Raw genomic sequence first — 17,878 nt, 5'->3', positions numbered from 1 at the left:
AGATCCGAGTCGATAAAGATAATGCAGGGTTTTTATGGGGGCATTCCTGGGGGGAATACAAAAGCCACCCTATGTCTGGCTGCTCCTGTTGTTTGCCAGTAAAACTGTCACCAGCGCTCCCAAGACGCCTAAACCAAGGGTTAGTAACGCCACGCCATGCATTCCAACGGCAATGAGCAGTGATGCTAATGTTGCGAATAACAGAGCGACTAACTGTTGCAAGAAACTAAACAACATCATTGCCTCAATACCAGGGTATTTTTTTACCGCCATGGACGCGACGCAGGGATAAATCATTGCCTGGGCATACCAGACTGCTAGATATGCAAAGAACATAAAGTGGCGATCCAAGTGCTTTAGGGTTGTTAATAAAAATACAGACACCGCAAAAAGCAGCACACCGCTGGCCATCATTGAAAGTGCAGAAAGGCTAACCGACCTAAGTGCACACCTTACGGATAGCGCCCCGAGCCAATAGGCACCCCCCAGCCATACGCCAAACATACCGTACTGCGCGCCATTCCACTCTAATAGCGCGTCGAAGACGTAAACACCTACACCTTGGTACACAACAAACACCCCATAACCACATCCGCCTAGTATGACCGGCAAATAAAAGCTGGGATGACTGACCATGGCTGCATACCTTGGAGGTCCGACTCGCTGCTGACTAGCAATATCCAAAGCAGACAGAGTCTCTCTTACGGGCAGCATCAGTATAGCGGTGATGACTGAGCCGCAAGCCATGACCACTGCCACCACCTCCCAGCGAAAAAAAGAAACCAATAAACCGCTTGCGACTTGTCCTGCCGCCAGCGCAAAAACAAATGAATAGGATAAAAGGGATAAATTTCTCGCCAAGTGACCCCCCGAGAAAACCTCCGATAACAATGCGCGCCCCAGCAACGCCGCCCCACCGCCACCAAAGCCTTGCATCAGCCTGGAAAGATAAAAGCTTTTATCATCACAAGCCCACACGGATAAAAAACTCCCGCTAAAGAAGATGCAGCAAAACCCCAAAAGAACTGCTGAACGACCAAATAACCGAATAAGGTGATCGGCAAAAATCAATGGAAACGCGGCACCGCTCAAATACATCAATAAGGCGTTGTAGCCTTCAGCCTCACTCATACCGAGCGCATAAATGATGTAAGGCGTGGCGGGAAGATAAAGTGTCACGCCCAGCTGGGCCATCACGGTGGTGCTGCAAGCTAAAATCAGTATCCGCACATTCGGCTGCACGTCCTGCGCCTCAGGTTAGTTATCCTGATAATGATGTTTGAGCACGCAGAAGAACTTTACAAGCAAGCAAAGTATAGGATTCAACCTAAAAATTTGTAGGCAAATTCTTCAAGTAATCACAGGTCTCCCCCAAACTAACCGATGCATCGTGATGTTGAATCAGTGAAAGGTGATTAAGCAAACACTCTTGCTCCGCCCTACCCCGCAAACCCTCCCTCATCCAAAAAAACCTGCTCCGCTGCTGTCGTAGCCCTGCCCAACACCGCATTGCGATGGGGAAACCGCCCAAACCGCTGGATAATATCGGCATGTTCCTTGGCCCAGTGGTAGGTGTTGGCATCCAACTGCTGGTTAAGCGCTAACGAGCGCTGCTGGTCTTGCGGGTCTTCGGAATGTTCAAACGGCAAATAACAAAACGCGCGTAACTGCGGATCGATCTGTTGATCCAGCCCGGCCTCCACCATCTGCTGCGCATAAAAACGCGCCAGCGGGTCGGTGGCGAACATGTGCGCCGTGCCGCGAAAAGCGTTGCGTGGGTATTGGTCGAGCAAAATCAATAACGCCAGTGCGCCATCGGCCGTGGCCAGCCAACCGTCGAGCTCGCGCCGCGCTGCTTGCATATGGGTAGTGTGGAAGGTGTCGCGAAAGGCCGTATCGAAGCCTTCGTCCTTGGCGAACCAGCGCTTGGGACCGGCCTGTGTCCAGAACTCAATCACGGCCTCGGCCGGTTGTGTGGTGGTGTGTGTCATGGGTACCTCCCCATCAGTTCGCAGATAAGATCCAGCGCGGCAATGCGCAGTTTAATGTTATAGGATAACGCTAATTTCTCGTCTTGCCTGTGATCCTTGCCCATGACCGACGCTGTTCCCCTCCGTCAACGCCTGCAATCCATCGATGCCCTGCGCGGCCTGGTGATCCTGTTCATGCTTCTCGACCATGTGCGTGAAACCTTCCTGCTGCACCGTCAGGTCAGCGACCCGATGAGCATCGACAGCATTGAGCCTGCGCTGTTTGCCAGCCGCACCCTGGCCCATCTGTGTGCGCCGGTATTTGTGTTACTCACCGGATTGTCGGCATGGCTTTACGGCCAGAAATATCAGGGACGACGCGATGTGTCGGCCTTTTTGTTCAAGCGCGGACTGTTCCTGGTGGTGCTGGAATTCACCCTGGTCAATTTCGCCTGGACCTTCCAGTTGCCGCCCAGCGTGATCTATATGCAGGTGATCTGGGCCATCGGCGTGAGCATGATCGCCCTCGCAGCGCTGGTGTGGTTGCCGCGCCCGCTGCTGATCACCTTGGCGCTGGTGATCATCGTCGGGCATAACCTGCTCGACGGGGTGCACTTTGCCCCCGGGTCGGCGTTGCAGACTGGCTGGTCAATCCTGCATGAGCGCAGTTGGATCCAGGTGTCGGAAAACCTGCGTCTGCGCGTGACTTATCCAGTGCTGCCATGGATCGGTGTGATCGCCCTGGGCTATGGACTGGGGCCATGGTTTGCCACTACCGCACTGCCAGCTGTGCGTCAGCGTCATCTGCTGATCGCGGGTGTGGCGGCATTAATGGGCTTCGTGCTGCTGCGGGCAGTCAACGGCTACGGCGAGCAGCCTTGGTATGCGTATGACAATGGCGTGCAGACCCTGATGAGCTTCTTCAACATCACCAAATACCCGCCGTCGCTGTTGTTCCTGGCGTTGACGTTGGGGGTTGGATTGTTGCTGTTGCTGGCGTTCGAACGCGCCGGGTCTAAGCGCTGGATAGGCGTGCTGGCGGTGTTTGGTGCGGCGCCGATGTTCTTTTATCTGCTGCATCTGTATGTGTTGAAGGTGCTGTATGTCGCCTGTGTGGGGTGGTTTGGGCTCAACCACGGCAATTACTTCGGCTTCGACAGCATGGGTGCGGTGTGGCTGACGGCGTTGGTGCTGCCGCTGGTGTTGTACCCGCCGGTACGTTGGTTTGCGGGGCTCAAAGCGCGCCGGCGCGATATCGCCTGGCTCAAGTACCTCTGACCGGGGCTGGGAGGCAAGCCCTAATGCCAGTCAGTTAAGCGTACATCGCCCTCTGTAGGAGCGAGCTTGCTCGCGAAGGTCGTCAACGATGACGCCGGCATCCTGAATGAACGCGGCGCCTATGAGTTTTTCGCGAGCAAGCTCGCTCCTACAAAAACCTTAACTGACTGGCATTTAGGGCAAGCCTCCTCCCACACTTGCAGACAATATCAGGCCAATTCAGCGCGTAGTTGGCGGGCGGCGGTGACCATGTGAATGAGCGCCGCCTCCGTCTCCGGCCAACCGCGGGTCTTCAAGCCGCAATCGGGGTTGACCCACAAACGCTCTGCCGGAATCCGCTTGGCAGCCTTGCGCAGCAAGTTAGCCATCTGCGATACATCGGGCACCCGTGGCGAGTGGATGTCATACACGCCGGGGCCGATGTCGTTCGGGTAGTCAAAGGCCTCAAAGGCATCAAGCAACTCCATGTCCGAACGCGAAGTTTCGATGGTGATCACGTCGGCATCCATCGCCGCGATGGACTCGATCACATCGTTGAACTCGCTGTAGCACATATGAGTGTGGATCTGGGTTTCGTCTCGCACGCCGCCGGCGCAAAGGCGAAACGCTTCGGTGGCCCAGTCGAGGTAGTGTTGCCACTGTGCCTGGCGTAACGGCAAACCTTCGCGGAACGCGGCTTCGTCGATCTGCACGATCCTGATGCCGGCGGCTTCCAGGTCCACCACTTCGTCACGAATCGCCAGGGCCAGTTGCCGAGCCTGCACTTGGCGGCTCACATCTTCCCGTGGGAACGACCACATCAGCATGGTTACCGGGCCGGTCAACATGCCCTTCAACACCTTGTCGGTCAGCCCCTGGGCATAGCGGATCCATTCCACGGTCATGGCTTTCGGGCGGCTCAGGTCACCGACGATCACCGCCGGTTTCACGCAACGGGAACCATAACTCTGCACCCAGCCGAAACGGGTGAACGCGTAGCCATCCAGTTGCTCGGCGAAGTACTCGACCATGTCGTTACGCTCGGCTTCACCGTGCACCAGCACGTCCAGGCCAAGGTTTTCCTGCACTTGGACAGCGTGCTTGATTTCGCTGTGCATGGCTTCGACGTATTCGGCTTCGCTCAACTTGCCGGCCTTGTACGATTGACGTGCCAGGCGGATCGACGCGGTTTGCGGGAAGGAACCAATGGTAGTGGTCGGGAACAGCGGCAGGTTCAGGCCGGCGCGCTGCTTCTCGATACGCTGGGCAAACGGCGACTGGCGTTGGCTGTCCTGCTCGGTGATGGCGGCGACGCGAGCCTGTACGGCAGGCTTGTGGATCCGCGTCGATGCCTCACGAGCAGCCTGTACGGCACGGCTTTCAGCCAGGGCGGCCAGTACGCCGGGCGCCTCGGGCTCGTCGACAGCCCGGGCCAGCAACGCCACTTCTTCGCACTTTTGCACGGCAAAGGCCAGCCAGCTTTTCAATTCGGCATCCAGCTTGTCTTCACGGGCGAGGTCTACCGGGCTGTGCAGTAGCGAGCAGGACGGCGCAACCCACAGGCGATCGCCCAGCTTTTCATGGGCATGCTGCAAAGTGGCCAGGGCCTTTTCCAGGTCGCAACGCCACACGTTGCGGCCATTGACCACGCCCAGGGACAACACCTTATAAGCCGGCAGGCGATCAAGGATGGTCGGGTACTGGTCCGGTGCACGCACCAGGTCGATATGCAAACCATCAACCGGCAAGTTGGCCGCCAGGCCGAGGTTTTCTTCCAGGCCACCGAAGTAGGTAGCCACGAGTTTTTTCAGCGGGTCACGCTGGATCAGGTTATAGGCACGCTCAAACGCGTTCTTCCAGTCCTGCGGCAAATCGAGCACCAGGATCGGCTCATCAATCTGCACCCACTCCACGCCCAGATCCGCCAGGCGTTGGAAGATCTGGCCGTACAGCGGCAACAAACGCTCAAGCAGATCAAGCTTGTCAAAAGCGTCGCCCTTGGCCTTGCCCAGCCACAGGTACGTCAGAGGGCCAATGACGACAGGCTTGACGGTGTGGCCCAGGTCACGGGCTTCCTTGACCTCTTCGAACAGTTGATCCCAGCCCAGGTGGAACTGCTGGTCAGCGCTGAACTCCGGCACCAGATAGTGATAGTTGGTATCGAACCACTTGGTCATCTCCTGGGCGTGAGCACCGGCGCAGCAGCTGTCACTGACGCCGCGAGCCATGGCGAACAACGTGTGCAACGTGGCGTGGCCATCGGCCGGGCGGAATCGCTCGGGGATCACGCCGAACATCAACGAATGGGTCAGCACCTGGTCGTACCAGGCGAAATCACCGACGGGTAGCAGCTCGATGCCGGCTTGTTGTTGCAGCGCCCAGTGAGTCTTGCGCAAATCACGGCCAACGGCGCGCAGGCCGGCTTCGTCGAGCTCGCCCTTCCAGAACGCTTCCTGCGCTTTTTTCAGTTCACGATCGCGTCCAATGCGTGGAAACCCGAGGGAATGAGCGACTGCCATGACTTACAACTCCGATGGTGTGATTGATGGCGGTCATTGTCGGCAGAGGGGTGTCTTGAGACAAACTCATTCTGTTCTAGATCATCACAAGATTTACTCATGTTCAGGTAAGCATGACATTCGCGGCGCTATTGTTGATGTGTGGGGTGCCAGGACGGCCGTCATCGCGGCCTCGCTTAGGCTCGAGCGCTCCCACAGGAGGCGGCATGATTCTTATGAACGGTCATACTTACGCCCTATGCTTAACGTGGCGCGCAAAATCCGCCGGCTAACCTTTCGATCTGCCCCAAGTGCGGGCACAATGCGTGTCCTTTTTTGGCAGGCACCGCCGCAGGCTCTCAAAAATGATCAAAACGCCGTATTACCTCATCGATAAACAGAAGCTTCTGGTCAACATGCAGAAGATTGCCTACGTGCGCGAGCAGTCCGGCGCCAAGGCTCTGCTGGCGCTCAAGTGCTTTGCCACCTGGTCGGTGTTCGACTTGATGCAGCAATACATGGACGGCACCACCTCGTCGTCGCTGTACGAGTTGAAGCTGGGCCGCCAGAAGTTCGAAGGTGAGGCGCACGCCTACAGCGTGGCCTGGGCCGATGATGAAATCGAAGAGATGCTGGAGAACTGCGACAAGATCATCTTCAACTCCATCAGCCAGCTGCAGCGCTTTGCCGAGCGCAGCGAAGGCAAGACCCGTGGCCTGCGCGTGAACCCACAGGTGAGCAGCTCCGACTACCTGCTGGCCGACCCGGCGCGCCCGTTCAGCCGTCTGGGCGAGTGGGACCCGGTGAAGATCGATGGCGTGATCGATCAGATCTCCGGTTTCATGTTCCACAATAACTGCGAGAACGGTGACTTCAGCCTGTTCGACAAGATGCTCGGCACCATCGAGGAACGCTTCGGTGAGCTGCTGCACAAGGTCAAGTGGGTCAGCCTCGGCGGCGGCATCCATTTCACCGGTGAAGGCTATGCGCTGGACGCGTTCTGCGCGCGCTTGAAGGCATTTTCCGAGATGTACGGCGTGCAGGTGTATCTGGAACCCGGCGAAGCGGCGATCACTAACAGCGCCTCCCTGGAAGTCACCGTGCTCGACACCCTCTACAACGGCAAAAACCTCGCCGTGGTAGACAGCTCCATCGAAGCCCACTTGCTGGACCTGCTGATCTATCGCCTCAACGCCAAGCTGGCGCCGAGCGAGGGTGAACACACCTACATGGTGTGCGGCAAATCCTGCCTGGCCGGGGACATCTTCGGCGAGTATCAATTTGATCGTCCGCTGGCCATCGGCGATCGGCTGTCGTTCATCGACACCGCAGGCTACACCATGGTCAAGAAAAACTGGTTCAACGGCCTGAAAATGCCGTCCATCGTAGTGAAACAACTCGACGGTACAGTCGAGGTGGTTCGTGAATTTGGTTACGACGACTACCTGTCCAGCCTTTCCTAAGCTGGCGGATACAGGAGAAATAAAGCAATTGAAAAAGAACGTTCTTATCATTGGTGCAGGAGGTGTCGCCAAGGTGGTGGCCCACAAGTGCGCGCAGCACAACGACGAACTCGGTCGTATTGCTATCGCGTCGCGCAACATCTCCAAATGCCAGGCCATCATCGACAGCGTCAAGGCCAAGGGTAGCCTCAAGGTTCCCGCCGAAATCCAGGCCTTTGCGCTGAACGCCCTGGACGTGGAAGCGACCAAGGCCCTGATCCGCGAGACCGAGTCGCAGATCGTTATCAACGTAGGTTCCGCGTTCCTCAACATGTCGGTGCTGCGTGCCTGCATCGACACGGGCGTTGCCTACCTCGACACCGCCATCCACGAAGAGCCGGGCAAGGTCTGCGAGACCCCGCCGTGGTACGGCAACTACGAATGGAACCACCTGGAAGAATGCAAACAGAAGAACATCACCGCCATCCTTGGCGTGGGCTTCGACCCGGGTGTCGTCAACGCGTATGCCGCGCTGGCGCAGCAACAGCATTTCGACCGCATTGATTCGATCGACATTCTCGACGTCAATGCCGGCTCCCATGGCAAATACTTCGCCACCAATTTCGATCCGGAAATCAACTTCCGCGAGTTCACCGGGCAGGTGTGGAGCTGGCAGAACAGCCAGTGGACCAGCAACACCATGTTCGAAGTCAAACGCACCGACGACCTGCCGGTAGTCGGTTCGCAAAACCTCTACCTTACCGGCCACGATGAAGTGCACTCGCTGTCGAAAAACCTCGACGTGCCCAACGTGCGGTTCTGGATGAGCTTTGGCGAGCACTACATCAACGTATTCACTGTGCTGAAAAACCTCGGCCTGCTCTCGGAAAAACCGGTCAAGACCGCCGAAGGCCTGGAAGTGGTACCGTTGAAAGTGGTCAAGGCCGTGCTGCCCGACCCGTCATCGCTTGCCCCGGGCTACACCGGCAAGACCTGCATCGGCGACCTGGTCAAAGGCACCAAAGGCGGCCAGCCACGCGAGATGTTCATCTACAACGTGGCCTGTCATGAAGAAGCCTTTGCCGAGACCGACAGCCAGGGCATCTCCTACACCGCAGGCGTACCACCGGTGGCCGCAGCACTGCTGGTTGCACGTGGCGAGTGGGATGTGAAGCACATGGCCAACGTTGAGGAACTGCCGGCTGAGCCGTTCCTCAAAGCGCTGGATGTGATGGGGTTGCCGACTCGAATCAAGGACGAGAACGGTGATCGGGCTTGGGATGCGATTGCCTGAACAGGTGATTGCTGACTGACAAAAGAATGCGCCCCCAGGGGCGCATTTTTTGTTTAGGCAAGCACACCGTTCAAACCCGGGAAATTTCATCGCCAATCCGTCTAAGCAACTGTCAATTTCCACAGGTTACGGGCCGTGCGAAAACCACTAGCCTGACTCGCTTACCCCTTCACCATGCGCGAAAGGAATCGTCCATGAACCCGTCAAAACAAACCAACAACCTGACAGTGTATCTGGCGTGGCTGCTCTACAGCATCGCCTGCTACCTGATTTTCCTGACCACGTTTTTATACCTCATAGGCTTCACAGGTGGCGTGCTGGTGCCCAAGACCATCAACGATGGGCCAGCTGTCGACTGGCCGCTTGCAGCGCTGATCAACGGGCTATTGGTGATTATGTTTGGCATCCAGCACAGCCTCATGGCGCGTAGAAGCGTCAAGAACGCAATGGCCGCGCTCATTGCCCCAGTGGCTGAACGCTCCACCTATGTGCTGCTCAGCAGCCTGGTGCTTGGGGTGATGTTCTGGTTGTGGCGACCCATTCCATACACCGTCTGGGAGATTGAAGCGGCTTGGGCCAAGGCACTGTTGTCAGGCTTGTTCTGCCTGGGTTGGGTCATCGTACTGCTGGCAACCTTCCTGATCAGCCACTTCGAACTGTTCGGATTAAAACAGGCCATTGATCATTGGCGAAACACCCCGCAGAAGGCGGCGATATTCAAAACACCGCTGTTCTACCACCTCGTGCGTCACCCGATGTACCTGGGTTTTTTGATCGCGTTCTGGGCAACGCCGCATATGACGGCAGGCCATCTGTTGTTCGCGCTGGGGATGTCGGTTTATCTGTTCATGGGCGCCCGTTTCGAAGAAAGGGACCTGGTGCGACTGTTTGGTGAGCGGTATCGACGGTACCAGCGTGACGTGGGCATGATCATGCCGCGACTCAGAAAACGACACCGTTAACCTCCGGTAGGAGCGAGCTTGCTCGCGAAGATCGCCAACGATGACGCGGGCAACCTGGATGACCGCAGGGCCTGGGCGTTTTTCGCGAGCAAGCTCGCTCCTACAGTGATCGTTGGCGCTGTGTCAGCCAGCATATCCGGCACTGAAAAACCGCTATCGCAGGCAAGCCAGCTCCCACAGAGGATTTGCGGCGTCAGGATATTTCCCACAACTGTTTCAGGTTGTCGCTCGGAATTTCGCTGACTAACCTCTGGACCGTCGCTGCCAATTCAGCGGCCGGATTTGACCGTCCGACCTTGTTAACGAACTGCTACGCCCTGCACCTCTTCAGGCGTTTTTTTTGTGCCTGAGGTATTGTGTCGCGGCAGTTGTGCGCGGGATACCTTCGGGTATGCCGGGTTCGTTGACAACCGGTCGGTCAACCCGCGTACAGCTGCCACCCTCTTCGCTTGACCGCGAACGCTGGCGGCTCCACTTGTCGACGGAGTTTTACCATGATTAAAGACACCCCAAATCCCCCAGAAACGCTCTTTACTGTGCGCCCCGGCCTGGGCATCGAAACCCTGCTGATCAACGCCTCCCAGGATCTAGCCTCCATCAGTGACATCGCTACTCATCTAGCCTTTGAAATCGACGGTACCCAACGCAACGTAGCACTGGGCATCTGCCGCATGCTCGAAGGTGTGCAGTTGCTCGTAGACAAGGCACTGGATGACACCCACCCAGCCACTTGACCTGATGATCGTGCCGCGCCCTTACCTACTGTAGGAGCGAGCTTGCTCGCGAAGATCGCCAAGGAGGACGCGGTTAACCTGGATAAGCGCAGAGCCTGTGAGTTTTTCGCGAGCAAGCTCGCTCCTACAGTGTGGATGCTGGCTCGGGTTCTGGGGCGTTTCCCACAACTGTTTCAGGTTGTCGCTCGCAAGTCCTGAATGAAGCCTGCCCCGCCACGTAAAGCCAGGTCATACCCCCACCCTCCAAAGCACTGAAGATGCAAATGTGGGAGGGGGCTTGCCCCCGATGGCGGTGAATCAGTGACAGGTAAGCTGAGTGACACCGCTATCGGGAGCAAGCCCCTCCCACATTGTGTTTTATAGTGCCTGTTGCTTAGCGTCCCACCGCGCCTCTAAAACACCGACCACCCAATCCGCTCACTCAACAACTCCAACGCCTTCATCCCCGCCAACGAATTCCCCGCTGCGTTCAACTCCGGCGACCACACGCACACCGTGAACTGCCCCGGCACCACCGCGACGATCCCGCCACCTACCCCGCTCTTGCCGGGCAAGCCCACGCGGTAGGCAAAATTGCCCGCCTCGTCATACAGCCCGCTGGTGGCCATGATCGAGTTCACCTGTTTGGTCTGCCGCGCCGTCAAGATTTGCTCGCCACTGTGGGCGCTCACGCCTTCGTTGGCCAGGAAGCTGAAGGCTCGTGCCAGGTCCAGGCAGCTCATCTGCAACGCGCAGTAGTTGAAGTAGCTGTGCAGCACTGCATGCACGTCGTTATGGAAGTTGCCGAAAGATTTCATCAGATAGGCCATGGCCGCATTGCGCGCACCGTGCTGGGCTTCGGATTCGGCGACCACGCTGTTGACCAGGATTTGCGGGTTGCCCGACAGGCGCCGTACGAAATCGCGCATCGACAAAATCGGCACGGCGAAGCGCGATTGGTTAATGTCGCAGATCACCAGGGCGCCGGCATTGATAAACGGATTGCGCGGGCGGCCGCGTTCGAATTCCAGTTGCACCATGGAGTTGAATGGTTGCCCTGAGGGCTCATGGCCCAGGCGCTCCCAGATACTTTCGCCACCATGGTCGATGGCCTGTACCAGGCTGAAAACCTTGGAGATGCTCTGCACCGAGAACAGCGTGTCGGCATCACCGGCGCTGTAGGCCGTGCCGTCGTTGCCGTAGACCGCGATCCCGAGTTGGTTGGCCGGCACGTCGGCCAGCGCAGGAATATAGTCAGCCACTTTGCCGAGGCCGATCAGGGGGCGCACTTCGTCGAGAATCGACTCCAGCAGCGCCTGCATATCTTGTCCTGTCATCATTGTTTAAATCAGTGATAAGCGAGGCGCGGAGGATACGTTAATGAGCGCGGAAGCCCCACACAATCTCTACCACCCGCTCGGCAATCACCACATACACCAGGATCAATAACACTTGCAGCGCCAGGTGATAAGGCAGCTTGGCCAGTCGGCGAATGCCGTCGCTGACATTCAACAACATCAACAACGTCGACAGAATAATCAGCCCCCAACCGGCGATGTTAGAGGCGAACACCCCGATAAATAACTCACGCCGCCCCATTAACGTATCGGTGCCCGCCGCAAACAACAGCGCACACACCAACAGGTTTTTCACGTTGTCGAAAATCTGGGTGCTCAGGTCGTTTTCCAGCAACGCCAGATACCGCGTCCATAAGCTGCGCATACTTGAGTACCGAGTGGGAAGGCTCGTCACTCAAGGTAGTTCATTTACAGGCGCTGTCGAGCCAGGGCGCGGCTTAGAAATGCGCGGCATCCGACACCCGCTCATCCAGCACATCCTCAGCCAGTGCCCAGGCACGGTCGCTGGACTCCACCACCAGCAGCGGGTACCCCCAGGCCTTGCCGAACGTCACGGCAAATGGCTTGAGGGCCAGGCGCTTGGCCGCACTGGGTTCGACCTGGATCATGCCTTTGACGTACGCACGCAAGGCCGCTTTGTTTTTCTTCATCCAGATCGAAGCGTGCCTGCGCTCCTCATGGGAGTGGGCATGGTTGTTTTCATCCACGGCTTTTTCGTGCAGCAGCACAAAAGGTTGTTTGCGCGCCAGCAGCCGTTCGAAGATCAGGAAGGCATCTTGCGCCCCGCCCTCATTGGGGGCGTCAAACACGATTTTCACCACGGGGAAAGTTGAACTGTCGAGTCGCATGGCAAAGCTCCTTGGATGAGATTTATTCTCATCATAAAAGCCTGCGCGCTGGACGGCATTGCACAAAATAGCCAGAATATTTCGCAATCCAGCCAGAGCAATCATCCGCATGGTCCATCATCGCCTCGACCAGTACGACCCCAGCAGCGTGCGCGACGCCGCGGCGATCCCGCGCCCGGTGGTGGCCGTAGGTGCCTCAAGTACCTGCGAACGCTGGGAGCACACCCCGCACCATCATCAGCATGGGCAATTGATCTACACCTTGCGCGGCGTGGTGCATTGTGTGATCGAGGCCGGTATCTGGATCGTGCCGCCGCAATGCGCCTTATGGATTCCCGGCGGGGTATCCCACGCAGCAAGGGGCGCCGGGGAAGCGGATGTGTATTGCCTGTTGATCGATCCCGACGCCGCCAGTGCCCTGCCCCGACAATGTTGCACGCTGGCGGTGTCGCCCTTGCTGCACGCATTGATCGGCAAGGCTGTGGGTTTCCCGCAGCTCTACGATGAAGACGGCGCCCAGGGCCGGCTGGTGGCGACATTGCTCGATGAATTGGCCCAGGCCCCCATCGAAGCCCTGCATTTACCGATGCCCCAGGACCCACGTTTGACGCGACTGGCCAACAGCTTGCTCGCCAACCCCGGCGACAAGTCCACTTTGGGCGAGTGGGCCACGCGCATCGGCATGAGCGAACGCAGCATGACTCGCCTGCTGCTGGAAGAGATCGGTTTGAGTTTCGGTCGCTGGCGCCGGCAGCTGCATGTGATCCTGTCGTTGCAGCGCCTGGCCAACGGCGAGAGCGTACAAACCGTGGCCCTGGACCTGGGCTATGAAAACGCCAGCGGGTTTATCACCATGTTCCGCAAGGCCACGGGCCAACCGCCAGCGCGTTATCTGGCGCAGCGCATGAGTTCGCCCAGCCAGGGAGCACAACCGGGTATTGCGATGCGCGAGGGGATCGCTTGAATGCATGTTGCTGAAACGCCCTCATCGGCGGCGAGGGCCGGATAAACAACGGGTGACAACCGTCCAGTACTTTGGGGTTTTCCACGCGGCCTTGGGTGTTGACGGTGTATTCCACTGAGCAGTCGCCTTCGAGGTTCTTGTCCAAGGCGCGCTCGGGGTAGTCCGGCGCGGCCTTGCTCAAGGGTTGGTACTGGCGGCTGTCGAAAACCTCGGTGGGCGCAGGCACGGCAGCTCGGGCTTTTTCAGAGGCCGCACGTTCCTGATTCAGGCTTCAACGACGCGGCGAACTTTCGGCGCTCTTTCAAACGTTGGACCGGCAGCACGCCCACTCTGATTCGTCAGCTGTTCAGCAGCCGCTAGCCAAGCGTTCGCGCAGGAACTCCACCAGCGCCTGCACTGGCCGTGAGCTCTGCCGGTGCTGGGGATATACGGCCGACAATGTCAGGGCTTGCGGGGCGAATTCGTCCAACAGGCTAACCAGGCGACCGTCCTTCAAGGCATCCCCGACAATAAAGGTCGGCAGGTAAGTGATGCCCAGGCCGGCGATGGCGGTGTCGCGCAGCAAATCGCCGTTATTGACCCGCATACGTCCGCTCACATTGAGTGCTTGCAGCTTACCCTTGAAGCGCCATTGCACCTGGCGCCCGTGCCCGTAGGGCAGGCAGTCGTGGTCGGCAAGATCGTCAGGTTTTTGCGGCGTGCCACGCAGGGCCAGGTAATCGGGGCTGGCGCAATACACCCGCGGGATGCTGGCGATGCGGCGGGCGATCAGGGTGGAATCTTCCAGGGTGCCGATGCGCAGCACCAAATCGTAGCCTTCGCCGATCAGGTCTACCGGGCGGTCACTGAGATCAACCTCCACCGACACGTCGGGATAGCGCTGCAGGAACAGCGGCAACAGACAACCCAGATGCGCCATGGCAAACGAAAGCGGCGCACTGAGGCGGATTGTGCCGCGCGGTTCGCTGTTCTGGCCGGCAATGCCCTGCTCTACCTGCTCGACATCACTGAGCAGGCGCAAGGCGGATTCGTAGTAACTCTGGCCCAGCGGCGTAACATCCAGGCGCCGCGTGGAGCGGTTGAGCAGGCGCACGCCCAGCCGTTCTTCCAGCTGGATCAGGCGGCGGCTGACAAACTGCTTGGACAGGCCCAGTTGCTCGGCGGCGGCGGTGAAACTGCCGGACTCCATGACCTGACAGAACAGGCGCATGTCTTCGAAGGGGTTCATTGTCGCTACTCGGTGGACGATGGGCTGTTTTATAACCGGTTGGTCGCAGCACCACAAATCAAATGTGGGAGGGGGCTTGCCCCCTCCCACAAGGGATTACCGACAAATTTCGAGAACCGGTTACTTGGCAGTAAACGCCGAGTAGCTGTTCATCAGGTTGCGGTAGTTGGGGATGCGTGGCGACAGCAGGTTGGCCAGGCCTTCCATGTCGTTGCGCCAATCCACTTGCAGCTCGCAGGCTACCGAGAACCAGTTCACCAGTTGCGCACCGGCGGCGGTCATGCGTGCCCAGGCGGCTTGTTGCACGGTTTCGTTGAAGGTGCCGGAGGCATCAGTGACCACAAACACTTCGAAGCCTTCGGCCAGGGCGCACAGGGTTGGGAAGGCAACGCACACATCCGTCACCACACCGGCAATGATGATCTGCTTACGGCCGGTGGCCTTGACGGCCTTGACGAACTCTTCGTTGTCCCAGGCGTTGATCTGGCCAGGGCGAGCGATGTAAGGCGCGTCCGGGAACAGTGCCTTGAGTTCGGGCACCAATGGGCCGTTGGGGCCACTTTCGAAGCTGGTGGTCAGGATGGTCGGCAGGTTGAAGAACTTGGCTACGTCGGCCAGGGCCAGCACGTTGTTCTTGAATTCGTTGGGGGAAAAATCCTGCACCAGCGAGATCAGCCCGGTTTGGTGATCGACCAGCAGGACAACGGCGTCATCTTTGTTCAAGCGCTTGTAAGTCATGGGTTAACTCCTTCGATTTGCTGATTAAAAGGCGAAGCACGAGCAGCCGAACGCACCCCAGAAACCCTGGAAGTCGCTGACCGGCACGCTGGAAAGACGGGCTTTTTCATGGCTGTGGGCGTGTACGCCACAGGGGCCGCTGCATTGATGCACCTGCGCCTGCATCGGCGAAGTCGGGCGCCAGTGCCCCGGCACCTTGACCACCGGCGACCAGTCCGGCAGCACCGGCACGCGCGGCGGTGCGTAATCTTCGAAGTCGCCGGCGCCGTAGACGACCTTGCCGCCGACCACGGTGAGTACCGACTCGATCCACTTGATCGCTTCTTCATCGACACTGAAAAAGTCCGCCGACAGCGCTGCAACATCAGCCAACTGGCCGACCTTGATTTGGCCTTTCTTGCCCTGCTCGGACGAGAACCAGGCGCTGCCGTGGGTAAACAATTCCAGCGCGGTAAGGCGCGGCAAGCCCTCGGCGTGCAGCTCCAGGCCGCCGACCGTGCGGCCGCTGACCATCCAGTACAACGAGGTCCAGGGGTTATAGCTGGAAACCCGCGTGGCATCGGTGCCCGCCCCTACCGGCACGCCTTCGGCAAGCATGCGTTTGATCGGCGGCGTGGCTTCGGCGGCTTTGGCGCCGTAGCGCTCGACAAAGTACTCCCCCTGGAACGCCATGCGATCCTGAATCGCGATGCCGCCGCCAAGGGCGCGTACCCGTTCGATGTTTTTCGGGGTAATGGTTTCGGCGTGGTCGAAGAACCACGGCAGGCCATTGAACGGAATGTCACGGTTGACCTTCTCGAACACGTCGAGCATACGCGAGATGGATTCGTCGTAAGTGGCGTGCAGGCGGAACGGCCAGCGCTGTTCCACCAGGTGGCGCACCACCGGCTCCAGCTCCTGCTCCATGGTCAGCGGCAGGTCCGGACGTGGTTCGAGGAAGTCTTCAAAGTCGGCTGCCGAGAACACCAGCATTTCCCCGGCACCGTTGTGGCGCAGGTAGTCGTCGCCCTGATGCAGGGTGACACTGCCGGTCCAGTTCTTGAAGTCGCTGAGTTCTTCCTTGGGCTTTTGGGTGAACAGGTTGTAGGCGATGCGCACCGTCAGCTGCTGGTCCTTGGCCAGTTGCTCGATCACCGCGTAATCGTCCGGGTAGTTCTGGAAACCGCCGCCGGCATCGATAGCGCTGGTCAGCCCCAGGCGATTGAGTTCGCGCATGAATTGGCGGGTGGAGTTGACCTGGTATTCCAGCGGCAGCTTCGGGCCTTTGGCCAGGGTCGAATACAGAATCATCGCGTTGGGCCGCGCCACCAGCATACCGGTGGGGTTGCCGTTGCTGTCACGCACGATCTCGCCGCCCGGTGGGTTCGGCGTGTCTTTGGTGTAGCCGGCCACACGCAGCGCTGCACGGTTGAGCAAGGCGCGGTCGTACAGGTGCAGCACGAACACCGGGGTATCCGGCGCGGCCTGGTTGAGTTCTTCCAGAGTCGGCATACGTTTTTCGGCAAACTGGAATTCGTTCCAGCCGCCGACCACGCGCACCCATTGCGGCGTGGGCGTGCGATCTGCCTGGTCCTTGAGCATACGCAAGGCGTCGGCCAGGGACGGCACGCCTTCCCAGCGCAGTTCGAGGTTGTAGTTCAGCCCGCCACGGATCAGGTGCAGGTGCGAGTCGTTGAGGCCGGGGATGACGGTGCGGCCCTTGAGGTCGATCACCTGGGTGCCGCTGCCGCGCAGGGCCATGGCCTCGCCGTCAGTGCCCACAGCGACGAAGCGCCCGTCGTGGATGGCGACGGCGGTGGCGCGTGGGTTTTCCCGGTCCACAGTGTGGAACTGGCCATTGAACAAAATCAGATCGGCGTTCATAGGGTTTCCTTTACAGAGGCTTCAAGCCAGGGAGCGAACAGGCGGGTGGCCGCTGGCATCAGCAGGTACACCACCAACAGCACAATGGTGAGGGTGACCAGGAAGGTCGAGACCACGTAGTTGGACAAAAATGGATGCAACCGCAGGATCGGCCCCCAGATAAAGGGCAACAGCAAGGTTTGCGGCAGGATCACAAACAGGCTGACCACCGCCTGCTTCCAGCGCGGCGGCTTGGCGGCGCCATCGGCCTGGGGCGCGAACCAGAACTCATTGGCGCCGCCGATTTCAGTCTGGTCGCCGTCAGCCAGCATCGGCGCGGCTTCGTCGATCAGGGCCTGGCGTTGTGGAGAGTCAAGCCACAGCTCCAGGGCATCGGTGGAGCTGTAGCGCAATACGCAAGTGAACAGGGCCGTGCCGCTTTGCTGGCTGCGTACCACATCGACGCCCAAGTGGCCGGGACGCTCGCCGGCGATACGCACGATGCGCCGTAGCCAGGCTTCATATTCGGCTTCACGGCCGGGCTTGACCCGGTGCTTGACGACCAGCGTGACGACTTCGTCAGAGCTGGTTTTAGATGTTGGGTCCATGATTGGGTGACTCCCCCGCAGAATTAAGCGATGGGAGGAGTTTGGTGGGAATTGGAAGCGCAGAATTGGATGTATGTGCTGTTGTGGGAGGGGCCTTACCCACTGTAGGAGCGAGCTTGCTCGCTAAAACCGTCAACGAAAAAGCGCGCTTTCTAA

At 58.8% G+C, this 17,878-nt stretch carries 16 protein-coding genes and 2 pseudogenes; 7 read left to right on the top strand and 11 right to left on the bottom strand.

All coding sequences use genetic code 11. From position 1 onward, the window contains the following. Window positions 1-69: 69 nt before the first annotated feature. Together JFT63_RS04545 and JFT63_RS04550 are read right to left on the bottom strand one after the other, a co-directional pair. Window positions 70-1,242 (bottom strand): MFS transporter, encoded by a 1,173-nt coding sequence (locus JFT63_RS04545; RefSeq protein ID WP_186560168.1) that lies wholly within the window; start codon window positions 1,240-1,242, stop codon window positions 70-72. Between the two features lie 197 nt (window positions 1,243-1,439). Next, a complete protein-coding gene (locus tag JFT63_RS04550; protein ID WP_198843558.1) occupies window positions 1,440-1,991 on the bottom strand; it encodes a DUF924 family protein in 552 nt (183 codons plus the stop codon). Between the two features lie 102 nt (window positions 1,992-2,093). Between JFT63_RS04550 and JFT63_RS04555 the strand changes: the two genes are divergently transcribed. Next, entirely contained in the window at window positions 2,094-3,248 is a 1,155-nt protein-coding gene (locus tag JFT63_RS04555; protein WP_198843559.1) for a DUF1624 domain-containing protein, read from the top strand. 209 nt (window positions 3,249-3,457) lie between these two features. On the opposite strand, the gene metE is transcribed toward JFT63_RS04555, so the two are convergent. Beyond that, window positions 3,458-5,746, bottom strand: a complete 2,289-nt coding sequence (metE, locus tag JFT63_RS04560; protein ID WP_057702754.1) for a 5-methyltetrahydropteroyltriglutamate--homocysteine S-methyltransferase — start codon at window positions 5,744-5,746, stop codon at window positions 3,458-3,460. Between the two features lie 344 nt (window positions 5,747-6,090). On the opposite strand from metE, the gene JFT63_RS04565 reads away from it, so the two are divergent. The 4 genes from JFT63_RS04565 to JFT63_RS04580 all read left to right on the top strand — a co-directional run bounded on the left by JFT63_RS04565 (window position 6,091) and on the right by JFT63_RS04580 (window position 10,157). Next, window positions 6,091-7,188: a carboxynorspermidine decarboxylase gene (locus JFT63_RS04565; protein WP_198843560.1), complete on the top strand. Its 1,098-nt coding sequence runs from the start codon at window positions 6,091-6,093 to the stop codon at window positions 7,186-7,188. Window positions 7,189-7,216: 28 nt separating this feature from the next. Beyond that, window positions 7,217-8,461, top strand: a complete 1,245-nt coding sequence (locus tag JFT63_RS04570) for a saccharopine dehydrogenase family protein (RefSeq protein WP_057702753.1) — start codon at window positions 7,217-7,219, stop codon at window positions 8,459-8,461. A gap of 194 nt (window positions 8,462-8,655) precedes the next feature. After that, a complete protein-coding gene (gene mddA / locus JFT63_RS04575; RefSeq protein ID WP_198843561.1) occupies window positions 8,656-9,423 on the top strand; it encodes a methanethiol S-methyltransferase in 768 nt (255 codons plus the stop codon). A 494-nt stretch (window positions 9,424-9,917) separates the two neighbouring features. Continuing rightward, window positions 9,918-10,157: a DUF6124 family protein gene (locus JFT63_RS04580; RefSeq protein WP_198843562.1), complete on the top strand. Its 240-nt coding sequence runs from the start codon at window positions 9,918-9,920 to the stop codon at window positions 10,155-10,157. 392 nt (window positions 10,158-10,549) lie between these two features. Here the strand turns inward: JFT63_RS04580 and glsB are convergent, their stop codons facing one another. The 3 genes from glsB to JFT63_RS04595 all read right to left on the bottom strand — a co-directional run bounded on the left by glsB (window position 10,550) and on the right by JFT63_RS04595 (window position 12,342). Beyond that, window positions 10,550-11,458, bottom strand: a complete 909-nt coding sequence (gene glsB, locus JFT63_RS04585) for a glutaminase B (RefSeq protein WP_057702750.1) — start codon at window positions 11,456-11,458, stop codon at window positions 10,550-10,552. A 55-nt stretch (window positions 11,459-11,513) separates the two neighbouring features. Beyond that, window positions 11,514-11,858 carry a hypothetical protein gene (locus JFT63_RS04590; RefSeq protein WP_057702749.1) on the bottom strand — a complete coding sequence of 115 codons (345 nt, stop codon included), beginning with the start codon at window positions 11,856-11,858 and terminating at the stop codon, window positions 11,514-11,516. Between the two features lie 73 nt (window positions 11,859-11,931). Continuing rightward, on the bottom strand, window positions 11,932-12,342 hold the full coding sequence (locus JFT63_RS04595) for a hypothetical protein (RefSeq protein WP_198843563.1): 411 nt from the start codon (window positions 12,340-12,342) through the stop codon (window positions 11,932-11,934). A 109-nt stretch (window positions 12,343-12,451) separates the two neighbouring features. On the opposite strand from JFT63_RS04595, the gene JFT63_RS04600 reads away from it, so the two are divergent. After that, the gene (locus JFT63_RS04600; RefSeq protein ID WP_057702747.1) at window positions 12,452-13,306 is read left to right on the top strand and encodes an AraC family transcriptional regulator; all 855 of its coding nucleotides are present in this window, start codon (window positions 12,452-12,454) and stop codon (window positions 13,304-13,306) included. Here JFT63_RS04600 and JFT63_RS30025 read toward each other — a convergent pair. Further along, window positions 13,191-13,574, bottom strand: a pseudogene (locus JFT63_RS30025) (energy transducer TonB); the annotation flags it as partial. The gene JFT63_RS04600 and the pseudogene JFT63_RS30025 sit on opposite strands and share 116 nt — an antisense overlap. A gap of 2 nt (window positions 13,575-13,576) precedes the next feature. Here JFT63_RS30025 and JFT63_RS04610 point away from each other — a divergent pair. Continuing rightward, window positions 13,577-13,666: pseudogene (locus tag JFT63_RS04610) on the top strand (helix-turn-helix domain-containing protein); the annotation flags it as partial. On the opposite strand, the gene JFT63_RS04615 reads toward JFT63_RS04610, so the two are convergent. The 4 genes from JFT63_RS04615 to JFT63_RS04630 all read right to left on the bottom strand — a co-directional run bounded on the left by JFT63_RS04615 (window position 13,653) and on the right by JFT63_RS04630 (window position 17,722). Further along, window positions 13,653-14,534 (bottom strand): LysR family transcriptional regulator, encoded by an 882-nt coding sequence (locus JFT63_RS04615; protein ID WP_057702746.1) that lies wholly within the window; start codon window positions 14,532-14,534, stop codon window positions 13,653-13,655. The pseudogene JFT63_RS04610 and the gene JFT63_RS04615 overlap by 14 nt on opposite strands. Window positions 14,535-14,654: 120 nt before the next feature. Next, window positions 14,655-15,272, bottom strand: coding sequence for an isochorismate family cysteine hydrolase YcaC (gene ycaC, locus JFT63_RS04620; protein WP_005787666.1), 618 nt, complete (start codon window positions 15,270-15,272; stop codon window positions 14,655-14,657). Between the two features lie 24 nt (window positions 15,273-15,296). Continuing rightward, window positions 15,297-17,135 (bottom strand): amidohydrolase, encoded by a 1,839-nt coding sequence (locus JFT63_RS04625; RefSeq protein WP_057702745.1) that lies wholly within the window; start codon window positions 17,133-17,135, stop codon window positions 15,297-15,299. Further along, on the bottom strand, window positions 17,132-17,722 hold the full coding sequence (locus JFT63_RS04630) for an antibiotic biosynthesis monooxygenase (protein ID WP_198706834.1): 591 nt from the start codon (window positions 17,720-17,722) through the stop codon (window positions 17,132-17,134). The genes JFT63_RS04625 and JFT63_RS04630 overlap by 4 nt, the downstream gene beginning before the upstream one ends. Between the last annotated feature and the right edge of the window lie 156 nt (window positions 17,723-17,878).

The organism is Pseudomonas sp. MF7453 (assembly GCF_016405455.1).
Taxonomy (GTDB): Bacteria; Pseudomonadota; Gammaproteobacteria; order Pseudomonadales; family Pseudomonadaceae; genus Aquipseudomonas; species Aquipseudomonas paralactis.
This window is presented reverse-complemented; position numbering and strand designations above follow the sequence as displayed.

Coding starts and splice junctions, on each gene's coding strand:
- ycaC (WP_005787666.1), bottom strand. CDS start 15,272: ATGACTTACAAGCGCTTGAACAAAGATGACGCCGTTGTCCTGCTGGTC.
- JFT63_RS04600 (WP_057702747.1), top strand. CDS start 12,452: ATGGTCCATCATCGCCTCGACCAGTACGACCCCAGCAGCGTGCGCGAC.
- JFT63_RS04555 (WP_198843559.1), top strand. CDS start 2,094: ATGACCGACGCTGTTCCCCTCCGTCAACGCCTGCAATCCATCGATGCC.
- JFT63_RS04595 (WP_198843563.1), bottom strand. CDS start 12,342: ATGCGACTCGACAGTTCAACTTTCCCCGTGGTGAAAATCGTGTTTGAC.
- JFT63_RS04590 (WP_057702749.1), bottom strand. CDS start 11,858: ATGCGCAGCTTATGGACGCGGTATCTGGCGTTGCTGGAAAACGACCTG.
- JFT63_RS04580 (WP_198843562.1), top strand. CDS start 9,918: ATGATTAAAGACACCCCAAATCCCCCAGAAACGCTCTTTACTGTGCGC.
- glsB (WP_057702750.1), bottom strand. CDS start 11,458: ATGCAGGCGCTGCTGGAGTCGATTCTCGACGAAGTGCGCCCCCTGATC.
- JFT63_RS04615 (WP_057702746.1), bottom strand. CDS start 14,534: ATGAACCCCTTCGAAGACATGCGCCTGTTCTGTCAGGTCATGGAGTCC.
- mddA (WP_198843561.1), top strand. CDS start 8,656: ATGAACCCGTCAAAACAAACCAACAACCTGACAGTGTATCTGGCGTGG.
- JFT63_RS04565 (WP_198843560.1), top strand. CDS start 6,091: ATGATCAAAACGCCGTATTACCTCATCGATAAACAGAAGCTTCTGGTC.
- metE (WP_057702754.1), bottom strand. CDS start 5,746: ATGGCAGTCGCTCATTCCCTCGGGTTTCCACGCATTGGACGCGATCGT.
- JFT63_RS04550 (WP_198843558.1), bottom strand. CDS start 1,991: ATGACACACACCACCACACAACCGGCCGAGGCCGTGATTGAGTTCTGG.
- JFT63_RS04625 (WP_057702745.1), bottom strand. CDS start 17,135: ATGAACGCCGATCTGATTTTGTTCAATGGCCAGTTCCACACTGTGGAC.
- JFT63_RS04630 (WP_198706834.1), bottom strand. CDS start 17,722: ATGGACCCAACATCTAAAACCAGCTCTGACGAAGTCGTCACGCTGGTC.